Origin of the sequence: Pelomonas lactea (assembly GCF_043555885.1) — a bacterium.
Taxonomy (GTDB): Bacteria; Pseudomonadota; Gammaproteobacteria; order Burkholderiales; family Burkholderiaceae_C; genus Pelomonas; species Pelomonas lactea.
In genome coordinates, this window is sequence record NZ_JBIGHX010000002.1 from 828204 (window position 1) to 842084 (window position 13881).

Genomic DNA, 13881 nt, shown 5'->3' on the forward strand with positions numbered 1-13881 from the left:
TCGCGCTGTCGCTGCAAGCCTTCTGACAGCCGGCACCGGGGTCTCCTGGTGCCGGCACGCCATCACTTGATGGGCTTGAAGCGCATGCGCTTGGGGCGCGCGCCTTCTTCGCCCAGGCGCTTCTTCTTGTCGGCCTCGTACTCGTGGAAGTTGCCGTCGAAGAAGAACCACTGCGAGTCGCCCTCGCAGGCCAGGATGTGGGTGCAGATGCGGTCCAGGAACCAGCGGTCGTGGCTGATGACCATGGCCGAGCCGGCGAACTCCAGCAGCGCTTCTTCCAGCGCGCGCAGGGTTTCGACGTCGAGGTCGTTGGACGGTTCGTCCAGCATCAGCACGTTGCCGCCCTGGGCCAGCGTCTTGGCCAGGTGCAGACGGCCACGTTCACCGCCGGACAGCGAGCCCACCAGCTTCTGCTGATCGTTGCCCTTGAAGTTGAAGCGACCGAGGTAGGCGCGGCTGGGCATGACGAACTTGCCCACGACGATGTTGTCCAGCCCGCCGGACACGTCTTCCCACACGGTCTTGCTGCCGTCCAGGCTCGCGCGGCTCTGGTCCACGAAGGCCAGCTTGGCCGTCTTGCCGATCTTGACGGAGCCGGAATCCGGCTGCTCCACGCCCTGGATCATGCGGAACAGCGTCGACTTGCCGGCGCCGTTCGGGCCGATGATGCCGACGATGGCGCCGGCCGGCACCTTGAACGACAGGTTGTCGATCAGCACGCGGTCGCCGAAGCTCTTGGACACGCCTTCGAACTCGATGACTTCATTGCCCAGGCGGTCCGCCACGGGGATGAAGATTTCGTTCGTCTCGTTGCGCTTCTGGTATTCGACGTCGCTCAGTTCCTCGAAGCGGGCCAGACGCGCCTTGCTCTTGGCCTGGCGGCCCTTGGCGTTGGAGCGCACCCACTTCAGTTCTTCCTTCATGGCCTTGGCGCGGGCGTCCTCGGACTTCTGCTCCTGCTCCAGGCGGCGTTCCTTCTGGTCCAGCCAGTCAGAGTAGTTGCCCTTCCAGGGAATGCCGTGGCCGCGGTCCAGTTCCAGAATCCACTCGGCGGCGTTGTCCAGAAAGTAGCGATCGTGGGTGATAGCCACCACGGTGCCGGGGAAGCGCTGCAGGAACTGCTCCAGCCACTCCACCGACTCGGCGTCCAAGTGGTTGGTCGGTTCGTCCAGCAGCAGCATGTCGGGCTTGGACAGCAGCAGGCGGCACAGGGCGACGCGGCGCTTTTCACCGCCGGACAGCACGCCGATCTGAGCGTCCCAGGGCGGCAGGTTCAGCGCGTCGGCGGCCAGTTCCAGCTGCAGGTCGGTGTTCTCGCTGCCTGCGGCGGCAATGATGGCCTCCAGCTCGCCCTGCTCTGCGGCCAGCTTGTCGAAGTCGGCGTCCGGCTCGGCGTAGGCGGCATAGACCTCGTCCAGGCGCTTCTTGGCGGCCAGCACGCCGCCGATGCCCTCTTCCACGGCTTCACGCACGGTCTGGTCGGGGTCCAGCTTGGGCTCCTGCTCCAGGTAGCCGATCTTGATGCCGGGCATCGGGATGGCTTCGCCCTCGATCTCCTTGTCGACGCCGGCCATGATCTTCAGCAGCGTGGACTTGCCCGAGCCGTTCAGGCCCAGCACGCCGATCTTGGCGCCGGGGAAGAACGACAGCGAGATGTCCTTGAGGATGTGGCGCTTGGGGGGAACCGTCTTGTTCACACGGTTCATCGAGAAGACGTACTGGGCCATGGGCGAATCCTTGAGGCTGAAACAGCGGCAGGCCCCGATGAGGGCCTGCGTTGGCCGCCATTGTCGCCGATGCCCGCGCCGCCCTCCTGGGGTTCATCCCGACGTCGCTGCGGCCACGCCGGACGAGACTCTCGGCGCCAACCCAGGGAGAAGACATGCGCTGCCTGCCCGCCTGCCGCCGCACCGCGCTGGTGCTGCTGTGCCTCCTGACCGGTGCCGCCCAGGCCCAGACCCTGCGCTGGGCCGCCCAGGGCGACCTGCAGACCACCGACCCGCACGCTGCCAACGAGATCCAGACCAACTCCTTGAACGGCCACGTCTACGAGCCGCTGGTGCGCCGCCTGCCCGACCAGAGCCTGGCACCGGCGCTGGCCGTCGAGTGGACGCAGGCCACGCCGCTGCTGTGGCGCGTGAAGCTGCGCCCGGGCGTGAAGTTCCATGACGGGACGCCGTTCACGGCCGAAGACGTCGTGTTCTCGATGCAGCGGATGCGCGACCCCGTCTCGCCCTACCGCGTCTACGCCAATGCGGTGGGCATTCCGAAAGCGGTGGACCCGCTGACGCTGGTGTTCGCGCTGGACAAGCCCAACCCCATCTTTGCCGAGCACCTCGTCAGCCTGACCGTCATGAGCAAGCGCTGGGCGGAGGCCAACCGCGTCACGCGGCCGCTGGACCTGAAGGCCAAGGAGGAGTCCTACGCCAGCCAGAACGCCAACGGCACCGGCCCGTTCATCCTCGTCAGCCGACAGCCCGGCGTGAAGACCGTGTTCAAGCGCAACGCCGCCCACTGGGGCCGCAGCCTGCCGGGCCAGGGCAATGTGCAGGAGCTGGTGTTCATGCCCATCAGCATCGACGCCACGCGCACCGCGGCGCTGATCTCGGGCGAGGTGGACTTCGTGCTGGACCCGCCGCCGCGCGACGTCGAGCGGCTGCGCGCCATGCCCGAGCTCAAGGTGGTGGACGGCGTGGACAACCGCATCCTCTTCATCGGTATGGACCAGGCGCGCGACAAGCTGCTCTACGGCCAGGTGCCCGGCGACAAGAACCCGTTCAAGGACCTGCGCGTGCGCCGGGCGCTCTACCAGGCCATCGACATCGACGCCATCAAGACCAAGATCATGGCCGGCTTCTCGGTGCCCACCGGCGGGCTGACCCCGTCCGCGCGGGGCGCCTACAACGACGCCAGCCTGGAAACCCGCCTGCCCTACGACGTGCCCGCCGCCCGCCGGCTGATGGCCGAGGCGGGCTACCCGGACGGCTTCGAGGTCACGCTGGACTGCCCCAACAACCGCTACGTCAACGACGAGAGGATCTGCCTGGCGCTCGCCAGCTTCTGGGCGCAGCTGAAGATCAAGGTCAAGGTGAACGCGCTGCCCCGCGTGCTGTACTTCCCCAAGATCGACAAGTACGACACCAGCCTCTACCTGCACGGCTGGGGTGGCGGCAGCACCGACGCCGAGGTCATGCTGACGCCCATCCTGCGCAACCGCGGCGAGCAGGGCGTGGGCGTGTCCAACAACGGCGGCTGGGTGAACGACAAGGCCGACGCGCTGGCCGCCGCGTCCACCGTCGAGACCGACCCGAAGAAGCGCGAGCAGCTCGTCAAGGCCGCGCTGGCCGAGTACCGGCAGCAGATCAACATCATTCCGCTGCACCGGCAGATGATTCCGTGGGCCATGCGCGCCAACGTGCGCGTGCTGCACTCGGCCAACAACTGGCTGAGCGTCGAATGGGTCACCGTTTCTAAATAAGCCCCAGGGCGCCAGCCGTTAGAATGGCTGCCAACGCCGCGCTCTCAGTCTTGCGCGGCGTTTCATTTTTTGAGCCCCCGCACGCGGCCTGGCTTGCCCGAAGACTGGTGTCGCCTCCCCGGCGTCACGGCAAGCCCCGGTGTTTTGTTGGCGTGCCCTCCCCTTCTTAGGATTCGATGAGTTTCGACACCCTGGGCCTTGCAGCGCCGCTGCTCAAGGCCATCGCCGACGCCGGCTACACCTCTCCCACCCCCATCCAGGCCCAGGCCATTCCCGCCGTCCTGAAGGGCGGCGACCTGATGGCCGGCGCGCAGACCGGCACCGGCAAGACGGCCGGCTTCACGCTGCCCATGCTGCATCGCCTGCAGGCCGGCACCCGCACGCTGGACAAGCGCGGCCGCCCGGCCATCCGCGCGCTCGTGCTGACGCCCACCCGCGAACTGGCCGCCCAGGTCGAGGAAAGCGTGCAGACCTACGGCAAGTACCTGCCGCAGCTCAAGAGCATGGTCATGTTCGGCGGCGTCGGCATGCAGCCGCAGATCAACAAGCTGCGCGACGGCGTGGACATCCTCGTCGCCACGCCCGGCCGCCTGCTGGACCACGCCGGCCTGGGCAACCTCGACCTGTCCAAGGTCGAGATCCTGGTGCTGGACGAAGCCGACCGCATGCTGGACATGGGCTTCATCCACGACATCAAGAAGGTGCTGGCCCTGCTGCCCGCGCAGAAGCAGTCGCTGCTGTTCAGCGCGACCTTCAGCGACGAGATCAAGAACCTCGCCGACCGCCTGCTGAACCAGCCGGCGCTCATCGAGGTGGCCCGCCGCAACCAGACCAACGACCAGATCGCGCAGAAGGTCCACCCCGTGGGCCGCGAGCGCAAGAAGGAGCTGCTGGTGCACCTGATCAAGTCGGGTGACTGGCACCAGGTGCTGGTGTTCACGCGCATGAAGCATGGCGCCAACCGCCTGACCGACTACCTGAACGACAACGGCATCAGCGCGATGGCCATCCACGGCAACAAGAGCCAGGGCGCGCGCACCAAGGCGCTGGCCGACTTCAAGTCGGGCGACCTGACCTGCCTCGTGGCCACCGACATCGCCGCCCGCGGCATCGACATCGACCAACTGCCCCACGTCGTCAACTTCGAGCTGCCCAACGTGCCGGAGGACTACGTCCACCGCATCGGCCGCACGGGCCGCGCGGGCGCCCAGGGCGAGGCCGTCAGCCTGGTCTGCGTGGACGAGAACGGCTTCCTGCGCGACATCGAGAAGCTCATCAAGCGCGAGATCCCGAAGGAGATCGTGCCCGGCTTCGCGCCCGACCCGAACGAGAAGGCCGAGCCCATCGTGCTGGGCCGCACCGTACTGAACCCCAACGGCAGCCGTGGCCGCAACCCCAACCCGCCGGCCCACGCCGGCCGTGGCGGCCGCCCGGGTGGCGGTGGTGGTGGTGGCCGTGGCGGCGACAACCGCGGTGGCTCGCGCGACGGCGGCCGCCCGGCCGGCGGCGGTGGCAAGCCCCAGGCCCATACCGGCCACGGCGGCGCCCGCACCGCGCCCAAGCCGCAAGGCCAGCAGGCGCCGCGCCCCGCGGGCGGCCAGCCCAGCCGTGACGGCGGCGCCCCGCGCCACACCAACGGCCCGCGCCTGACCCAGCCCAAGCGCTGATCGACGCCGGCACCCGGCCACGACGGCCTGCCTCTCACGGGGCAGGCCGTTTTTTTGTGCCGCTGATGCCCGGCCGCAACGCCGCCGCCTAGGGTTTGCGCGCCTTTTTAATCGATCCCGCGTGCCGGGCGTCCGTCCCAGCTCCCCACCGCGGTCCGGCGTGCGCATACTCGACCGACAGTCCGGCGCCAAGCCGCGCTGGCGTCCTGTGATGACCCGTCCTTGCCAACAGGGGAACCCATGTTCAATTCCATCCAGAAGCGTCTGACGGTGGGCTGCATGGCCGTCGTGGTGGTCAGCCTGCTCAGCGCCACGCTCTTGAACCACGGCATCGTCAGCAAGCATGTGAAGGCGCAGACCACCCAGGGCCTCAACGAGCTGAGCGCGGCGCACGCGCAGGCCATCGGCGAATGGGTGGGCACGCAGAAGGCAGTGGTGGCCGCCGTCGTGCCCGCGGCGCTGACGGACGCGCCGCAGCCCTTCCTCGTGCAGGCGCAGAAGTCGGGGCGCCTGGCTTCGGCCTACGCCGGCTACCCCGACAAGCGCATGATCTTCGACGTGCCGCAGAAGCTGCCGGAGGGCTACGACCCGACGATCCGCCCCTGGTACAAGGGCGCTTCGGCCTCCGACAAACCCATCCTGACGGCGCCCTACGCCGACGCCGCCACCAAGCGGCTGCTGGTGACCTTCGCGATGGCCGTGCGCGACGGCGGCGAGACCAAGGCCGTCGTCGGCAGCGATGTGTTCCTGGACGACGTGTCCAAGATCGTCGCCTCCATCCACCCCACGCCGCGCGGCCTGGCCTTCCTCGTCGACACCGACGGCCAGGTCATCGCCCACCCCGACACGCAGCGCATCCTGAAGAAGGTGTCCGAGCTGTCGCCCGCGCTGACGGCCGACGCGATGAAGCAGGCCACCGAGGCCAGCGGCCCCTGGGTGGAGGTGCGCATGGGCGAGGACGACTACCTGCTGCGCGGCGCCGCCGTGCCGGGCACCAGCTGGACGCTGATGACCGCCGCCCGCGCCGACGAGGCGCTGGCCTCGCTGGACACGCTGCTCAAGGCCGCCGCGCTGGCGCTGGTGGTCATGGCCGGGCTGGCGGCGTTCGCGGCCGCGTGGCTGGTGCGCTCCATGCTGACCTCGCTGAACCGCGTCAACGAGGCGATGGCGCAGATCGGCAGCGGCGACGCCGACCTCACCAAGCGCCTGCCGGTCAACGGCAGCGACGAGATCTCGCGCATCGCCGAGAGCTTCAACGTCTTCTGCGAAAAGATCGAATCCACCATCCGCGAGGTGCGCACCGCGTCGGACTCCATCTCCACCGCGTCTTCCGAGATCGCCACCGGCAACGTCGACCTCAGCCACCGCACCGAGGAGACGGCCTCCAACCTGCAGCAGACGGCCAGCGCGCTGGAGGAGATCACCAGCACCGTGCGCCAAAGCGCCGACAACGCATCCACCGCCAACCAGTTGGCCGCCAACGCGGCGGGCGTCGCGCAGCGCGGCGGCGAGGTCGTCGCGCAGGTGGTGAGCACCATGGCCGAGATCACGCAGTCCAGCCAGAAGATCTCCGACATCATCGGCGTCATCGACGGCATCGCCTTCCAGACCAACATCCTGGCGCTGAACGCCGCCGTCGAAGCGGCGCGGGCCGGCGAGCAAGGCCGCGGCTTCGCCGTCGTGGCCACCGAGGTGCGCAACCTCGCGCAGCGCAGCGCCGCGTCGGCCAAGGAGATCAAGGCGCTGATCGGCACCAGCGTCGAGCGCGTCGAGGCCGGCTCGCGGCTGGTGGAAGACGCTGGCAAGACCATGACCGAGATCGTCGGCAGCGTGCGCCGCGTCACCGACGTCATCGCCGAGATCACGTCGGCCGCCAAGGAGCAGAGCTCGGGCATCGACCTCGTCAACGGCGCCGTCAACACGCTGGACCAGATGACGCAGCAGAACGCCGCACTCGTCGAGGAAAGCGCCGCGGCCGCGGAAAGCCTGAAGGAGCAGGCGATCCGGCTGGCGGGCGTGGTGTCCACCTTCCGCGTGCGCTGAGGGTGGGGCCGGCTAGCATGCCGGCCATGCCCGACTCCACGACGACCTGGATCGCCGGCGCCACCGGCCTCGTCGGCCGCGCGCTGTGCGCCGACATGCCCGACGCCGTGGCGCTGGTGCGCCGCCCGCAGCCCGGCGCGCTCACCGTGGACTACACCCGTCCCGCGTCCTTCGCCGCCCTGCCCGCGCCGCGCCGCCTGTTCATCGCGCTGGGCACGACGCTGGCGCAGGCCGGCTCGCGCGAGGCCTTCCGCGCGGTGGACTTTGACGCCGTGCTGGCCGTGGCCCGCGCCGCGCGCGCGGCCGGCGCCACGCACTGCGGCCTGGTGTCCGCGCTGGGCGCCTATGCACGCAGCGCCGTCTTCTACAACCGCGTCAAGGGCGAGGCCGAGGACGCGCTCGCCGGCCTCGGCTTCGAGCGCCTCGTCATCGCCCGCCCGTCGCTGCTGGACGGCGACCGCGCCGCGCTGGGCCAGCCGCACCGCGCCGGCGAAGCCTGGTCGCTGCGGCTGCTGCGGCCGGTGGCGGGCCTGGTGCCGCTGCGCTGGCGGCCCATCGCCGCCGCCCGCGTGGCCCGCGCGCTGCGGCTTGCGCTGGATCAGCCCGGCCCGGTCGTGCAGGTGCTCGAATCCAGCGCCATGCAAACCCTGGGAGCCCCATGAAGCTGACCTTCCTCGGCGCCGCCGACACCGTCACCGGCTCGCGCCACCTGCTGACCTTGGGCGAGCAGCGCCTGCTGCTGGACGCCGGCCTCTTTCAAGGCTTCAAGGCCCTGCGCGAGCGCAACTGGATGCCGCTGGGCGGCCCGACCACCGAGCTGGACGCCGTGCTGCTGTCCCACGCCCACCTGGACCACTGCGGCTACCTGCCCGCGCTGCGCCGCCAGGGCTTCAAGGGCCCCATCTACGCGACGTCCGCCACACGCGACCTCTGCGACGTGCTGCTGCGCGACAGCGCCCACCTGCAGGAGGAAGACGCACGCCGCGCCAACCGCGACGGCTCCAGCCGCCACGACAAGGCACTGCCGCTGTACGGCGTGCGCGAGGCCGAGGCGACCCTCAAGCAGTTCGTCGCCGTGCCGCGCGACGGCCGGCTGACGCTGGGCGGCACCGAGGTGCGCTTCACGCCCGGCGGCCACCTGCTGGGTGCCTCGTCCATCCACGTGCGCCAGGGCACGCGCTCGCTGCTGTTCTCCGGCGACGTGGGCCGCGTCGGCGACCTGCTGATGCCCACGCCGCAGGTGCCGCCGGCGGCGGACGTCGTGCTCATCGAGTCCACCTACGGCAACCGGCTGCATCCGCCCGAGGACGCGCAGGCGCGCCTCGCACAGATCCTGCGCACGACGCTCAAGCGCGGTGGCTCGGTGCTGCTGCCCAGCTTCGCCGTCGGCCGCGCGCAGGCACTGCTGCTGGTGCTGCAGCGGCTGCGCAATGCCGGCGAGCTGCCGCTGGACGTGCCCATCTGGCTGGACAGCCCCATGGCCGAGCAGGCCACCGAGCTGACGATCAAGCACGCGAAGCTGTTGCGCATCTCCGCCACCGAGGCCCGCAGCCTGACCGACCGCGTGCGCTACGTCACCAAGCAGGCCCAGAGCGTCAAGCTCGCCGCCAGCCTGGCCGCGCCGCGCGCGAAGCCGGCCGTCGTCATCTCCGCCAGCGGCATGGCCACCGGCGGCCGCGTGCTGAACTACCTGGAGACGCTGGCGCCGCAGCCCCAGCACCACATCGCCTTCCCCGGCTTCCAGGCCGGCGGCACGCGCGGCGCACGCATGGTGGGGGGCGAGCGCGAGGTCAAGATCCGCGGCCGCTGGGTGCCCGTCAACGCCGAGATCAGCCACCTGGACGGCTTCTCCGGCCATGCCGACGCCGACGGCCTGCTGCAGTGGCTGCGTGCGCTGCCGCGGCCGCCCGAGCAGGTCTACGTCGTGCACGGCGAGCCCGCCGCGGCCGACGCGCTGCGCAGCCGCATCCAGGACGAGCTGGGCCTGGCCGTGCGCGTGCCACAGCACGGCGAGACCGTCGCGTGGTGATGGACGGGCTGGCCTTCGGCGTCTCCACCGACCTCCTCACCGGCCTGGCCGCCGCGCTGGGCAGCGGCCTGCTGATCGGGCTGGAACGCGAGCGCCACAAGCCGCGCGGCGGCCGCCGTGGCAACGGCGAGATGGCCGGGCTGCGCACCTACACGCTGGCCTCGGTGGCCGGCGCGCTGGCGCAGGCGCTGGCGCTGCCGGGGCTGGTGGCCGTCACCGCGCTGGCCGTCACGGCGCTGGCGGCGCTGGGCTATGTGCGCGGCCGCGACCCCGGCCTCACGCGCGCGCTGGCGCTGCTGGTCACCTGCCTGATCGGCGCGCTGTGCGTGACGGCGCCGCTGCTGGGCGCGCCGGCCGCCGTCGTGCTGACGGCGCTGCTGGCCGCGCGGCCACGGCTGCACCGCTTCGCGACGCAGGTGCTGCGCGAGGAGGAGCTGCACGACGGCCTGCTGCTGGGCGCGCTGGCGCTGGTGGTGCTGCCGCTGATGCCGCAGCAGCCGCTGCCGTGGCTGGCCGGCATGAAGGCGCATTCGCTGATGGGGCTGATGCTGCTGCTGCTGGCGCTGCAGGCGGCGGGCCACATCGCGCTGCGGCTGGCCGGGCCGCAGGCGGGGCTGGCGCTGTCGGGCGTGCTGTCGGGGCTGGTGTCCAGCACCGCCACCATCGCCGCCATGGGCAGCAAGGCGCGCGCCGAGCCGGGCCTGCGGCTGGCCTGCGCGGCCGGCGCCGTCATGTCCACCGGCGCCACCTGGCTGCAGGCCGAGGCCATGCTGTTCGCGATGGCGCCGCCGCTGGCGCTCGCCGCGCTGCCCATCGCGCTGCTGGGCCTGTCGCTGTGCGGCGGCATGGGCTGGCTGCTGGCCCGGCGCTCGCACCGGCTGGAGCAGGACGGCCATGCCGGCGCACCCGCCGCGGACCGGCGCGGGCCGCTGCGGCTGCGCGAGGCGCTGCTGCTGTCGCTGATGCTCAGCGGCGTCGCGGTGGCCGTCAGCTGGGCGCGGGAACACTTCGGCACATCGGGGCTGTTCGGCGCCGTCGCGCTGACGGCGTTTGCCGACGTGCACGCGCCCATCGCGTCGCTGGCCGGGCTGCAGGCCGGCGGCAGCATCAGCCAGGCGCAGGCGCTGCTGGGGCTGCTGCTGGCCTTTGCGTGCAACAGCGTCACGCGCAGCATCGCGGCCGTGGCCGCGGGCGGCTGGGGCTTTGCCCGCTTCATCATCCCGGCGCTGGCGCTGCCGCTGCTGCTGTGCAGCGCGCTGGGCTGGCTGCTGCTGCAGGGGCCCGCCGCATGAAACGAGCACCGCTGGTGCCGGCGCAGGTGGAGTTCAGCGCCGACGGGCCGCCGTTCGCGCCGGCGTTCGGCGACGTCTACCACGCCCGCGATGGCGCGCTGGCCCAGGCCCGCCACGTGTTCCTCGGCGGCAACGGCCTGCCGGCGCGCTGGCAGGGCCGCGAGCGCTTCGTCGTGCTGGAGACCGGCTTCGGCCTGGGCAACAACTTCCTCGCCACCTGGGACGCCTGGCGGCAAGACCCGGCACGCTGCGAGCGGCTGGTGTTCGTCAGCGTCGAGAAACACCCGCTGCGGCCCGACGACCTGGCCCGCGCGCACGCCGCCAGCCCGCTGCCCGAGCTGGCCGCCGAGCTGCTGCGGCGCTGGCCGCCGCTGACGCCGGGCCTGCACACGCTGGACTTCGAGGCCGGGCGCGTGCAGCTGCTGCTGGGTCTGGGTGACGGCCGCGAGCTGCTGCGCGAGCTGGTACTGGACGCCGACGCGGTGTATCTCGACGGCTTCTCGCCCAAGCTCAACCCCGAGCTGTGGGACGACTGGCTGCTGAAGAGCCTGTCCCGCCACGCGGTGCCGGGCACGACGTTGGCGACCTGGAGCATCAACCGGCCGATGCGCCGTGCGCTGGCCGCGCTGGGCTTCGAGGTGGCGCTGGCGCCGGGTTTTGCGGAAAAGCCGGAGATGACCACCGCCCGCTTCGCGCCGCGCCACAGGCCGCAGCGGCCCGTGGGCCGCGAGCCGCTGGCGCCGGGGGCGCGCCGCGCCGTCATCGTCGGCGCGGGCCTGGCCGGCGCGGCCTGCGCGCTGGCGCTGTCGCGTGCCGGCGTGGCATGCACCGTCGTCGACGCGCTGCCCGGCCCGGCGCAGGCCAGCTCGGGCAACCCGGCGGGCCTGTTCCACGGCACCGTCAACCCCGACGACGGCCCGCACGCCCGCTTCAACCGCGCCGCCGCGCTGGCCACGCAGCAGGTGCTGGCCGAGCTGGGCCTGCCGCATCAGCACGGCCTGCTGCGGCTGGAGACGCGGCTGCAGCCGGCGCAGATGCCGGCGGTGCCGGGCTACGTGCAGGCGCTGTGCGCCGACGACGCGGCGGCCCGGGCCGGCGCGCCGCTGGGCCACCCCGCCTGGCTCTACGCCGGCGGCGGCGCACTGGACCCGGCCGCCTACACGCGGGCGCTGCTGGCCGCCAGCGGCGCGCGGCTGCGGCTGGGCACGGCGGTCGCGTCGCTGCAGGCGACGCCGGGCGGCTGGCAGCTGCACGGCGCGGATGGCGAGCTGATCGAGGCAGCGCCGCTGCTCGTGCTGGCCGGTGGCCACGCGCAGCTGCCGCTGCTGGGCGCGCTGGCGGACGACCTCGTCGTGCAGCGCGGCCAGCTCACCCACCTGGCCGAGGCGCCGTGGCAGCCGGGCGTGCCGGTGGCCGGCGACGGCTACGCGATCGCCGACGGCCGCGGCGGCGCCTGGTGCGGCGCGACCGCGCAGGACGGTGATGCCGACCCGGCGCTGCGCGAGGCCGACCAGCTGGAGAACCTCGCGCGCTACGCCCGCCTGGCCGGGCTGGGCACGCCGCCGCAGGCGCCGCTGGCCGGCCGCGTCGGCTGGCGCCTCGTGGCGGCCGACCGGTTGCCGCTGATCGGCGGCCTGGCCGCAGGCGACGCGCCGGCGGAGCAGCTGCGGCTGCAGCCGCGCCGGCCGGGTCTGGTCGTCTGCACCGGATTCGGCTCTCGCGGCATCACCTGGGCCGCGCTGGCCGGCCGCCTCGTCGCCGCGCTGGCGCTGGGCAGCCCGCGCCCGCTGGAGGCCGAACTGCTGGATGCGGTGGACCCGTTGCGCTTCGCGTTGCGCCGGCAACGCAGGCCCGCCCGCTGAGCCCCCCTGTTCGCGCAACTATTGCCGCTTTGGCCCGCTGATCGAGCATCACCCCCGCCAGGTGCGGTACGACACTGCGCGCTGTTGCCGGCCTGGCCGGCTTTCCCCTTACTCATGGAGACGACGGCATGTTCGGTTCTGGCAGCGGTTCGCAACGGCTGAAAGTGGCGCTTGGCGTGGTGCTGGGCGTGGTGACCGTGGGCGTCGGCGTGGCGCTCTCGGGCTTGGGCGACGGCGCCGGCTCGGCCAAGGGCTGGCTGTGGGCCAGCCTGGTGCTGAGCTGGGCGGTCGGCGCGTTCGCGCTGGCCACCGGCGGCGGTGGCAAGGGCTCCAGCCTGCACGCGGCCACCGAGGCCGCCGAGGCGCTGGCCCGTTTCGACCTGACGCACGCCATCCCCAGCGGCGGTTCCGACGACGTGGGCCGCCTGCTGACCGCGCTGGAAGGCACGCAGCGCGCGCTGCAGAAGATCATCGGTGACATGCGCAGCGCAGCTGACAGCATCGGCACGGCCAGCGCCGAGATCGCCACCGGCAACCTGGACCTGAGCCAGCGCACCGAGCAGACCGCCAGCAACCTGCAGAACGCGGCCTCCTCCATGTCCGAGCTGACCGGCACCGTCAAGCAGACGGCCGACGCCGCGATGACGGCCAACCAGCTCGCCAGCTCTGCCGCCTCCGTGGCCCAGCGCGGTGGCGAGGCCGTCTCCCAGGTCGTCGCGACGATGGAGCAGATCAGCCACAGCTCGCGCAAGATCAACGACATCATCGGCACCATCGACGGCATTGCCTTCCAGACCAACATCCTGGCGCTGAACGCGGCCGTGGAAGCCGCGCGCGCCGGCGAGCAGGGCCGCGGCTTCGCGGTCGTGGCCGGCGAGGTGCGCACGCTGGCCCAGCGCAGCGCCGAGGCGGCCAAGGAGATCAAGAGCCTCATCAGCGCCAGCGTCGAGCGCGTGGACTCCGGCACCCAGCAGGTCGAGGCTGCCGGCGCCACGATGACCGAGATCGTCGCCAGCGTGCAGCGCGTCACCGACATCATTGGCGAGATCAGCGCCGCCGCGCGTGAGCAGAGCGAGGGCATCGGCGTCGTCAACGCCTCCGTCGTGCAGCTGGACCAGATGACGCAGCAGAACGCCGCGCTCGTCGAGGAATCCGCCGCCGCGGCCGAGAGCCTGCGCGAGCAGTCCAGCCGCATGGCCGACGCCATCAGCGTGTTCCGCCTCGGCGGCGCCAGCCATCAACGTGCGGCCGCGCCGACCAGGGCGCCCGCACCCAGGCCGGCCTCGGCCGCCAGGCCCGCCCCCAAGCCCGCAGCCACCGCGACGTCGGCCGTCAGCAAGCCCGCCGCCAAGCCGCTGCCCAAGGCAGCGCCAACCCCGGCACCCGTCGCCGCACCGCGCGCGGCACCGGCGCCCAGCGTCGCCGACGATGGCGACTGGGAAACCTTCTGAGCCCTCGGCTCGACGCATCACCACACATCAAACAAGGCGCCACCCCGGCGCCTTTTTTC

General features: G+C 71.9%; 8 protein-coding genes and 1 pseudogene. 8 read left to right on the forward strand and 1 reads right to left on the reverse strand.

What is annotated here, in order from left to right; genetic code table 11:
• Positions 1-62: 62 nt before the first annotated feature.
• A complete protein-coding gene (ettA, locus tag ACG04Q_RS08020; protein WP_394510363.1) occupies positions 63-1727 on the reverse strand; it encodes an energy-dependent translational throttle protein EttA in 1665 nt (554 codons plus the stop codon).
• Positions 1728-1882: 155 nt separating this feature from the next.
• Between ettA and ACG04Q_RS08025 the strand changes: the two genes are divergently transcribed.
• From ACG04Q_RS08025 to ACG04Q_RS08060, 8 genes and pseudogenes are all read left to right on the forward strand, one after another.
• Positions 1883-3478: an ABC transporter substrate-binding protein gene (locus tag ACG04Q_RS08025; protein ID WP_394510364.1), complete on the forward strand. Its 1596-nt coding sequence runs from the start codon at positions 1883-1885 to the stop codon at positions 3476-3478.
• A gap of 176 nt (positions 3479-3654) precedes the next feature.
• Positions 3655-5145, forward strand: a complete 1491-nt coding sequence (locus ACG04Q_RS08030) for a DEAD/DEAH box helicase (RefSeq protein WP_394510365.1) — start codon at positions 3655-3657, stop codon at positions 5143-5145.
• 240 nt (positions 5146-5385) lie between these two features.
• Entirely contained in the window at positions 5386-7188 is a 1803-nt protein-coding gene (locus tag ACG04Q_RS08035) for a methyl-accepting chemotaxis protein (protein WP_394510366.1), read from the forward strand.
• Between the two features lie 26 nt (positions 7189-7214).
• Positions 7215-7850 carry a Rossmann-fold NAD(P)-binding domain-containing protein gene (locus ACG04Q_RS08040; RefSeq protein WP_394510367.1) on the forward strand — a complete coding sequence of 212 codons (636 nt, stop codon included), beginning with the start codon at positions 7215-7217 and terminating at the stop codon, positions 7848-7850.
• Positions 7847-9217, forward strand: coding sequence for an MBL fold metallo-hydrolase RNA specificity domain-containing protein (locus ACG04Q_RS08045; RefSeq protein ID WP_394510368.1), 1371 nt, complete (start codon positions 7847-7849; stop codon positions 9215-9217). The genes ACG04Q_RS08040 and ACG04Q_RS08045 overlap by 4 nt, the downstream gene beginning before the upstream one ends.
• Complete coding sequence (locus tag ACG04Q_RS08050) at positions 9217-10509, forward strand: MgtC/SapB family protein (protein WP_394510369.1); 1293 nt, start codon at positions 9217-9219, stop codon at positions 10507-10509. Before ACG04Q_RS08045 ends, ACG04Q_RS08050 begins: the two co-directional genes overlap by 1 nt.
• Complete coding sequence (gene mnmC / locus ACG04Q_RS08055; RefSeq protein ID WP_394510370.1) at positions 10506-12371, forward strand: bifunctional tRNA (5-methylaminomethyl-2-thiouridine)(34)-methyltransferase MnmC2/FAD-dependent 5-carboxymethylaminomethyl-2-thiouridine(34) oxidoreductase MnmC1; 1866 nt, start codon at positions 10506-10508, stop codon at positions 12369-12371. Before ACG04Q_RS08050 ends, mnmC begins: the two co-directional genes overlap by 4 nt.
• 335 nt (positions 12372-12706) lie before the next feature.
• Positions 12707-13822: pseudogene (locus ACG04Q_RS08060) on the forward strand (methyl-accepting chemotaxis protein); the annotation flags it as partial.
• Positions 13823-13881: the final 59 nt, after the last annotated feature.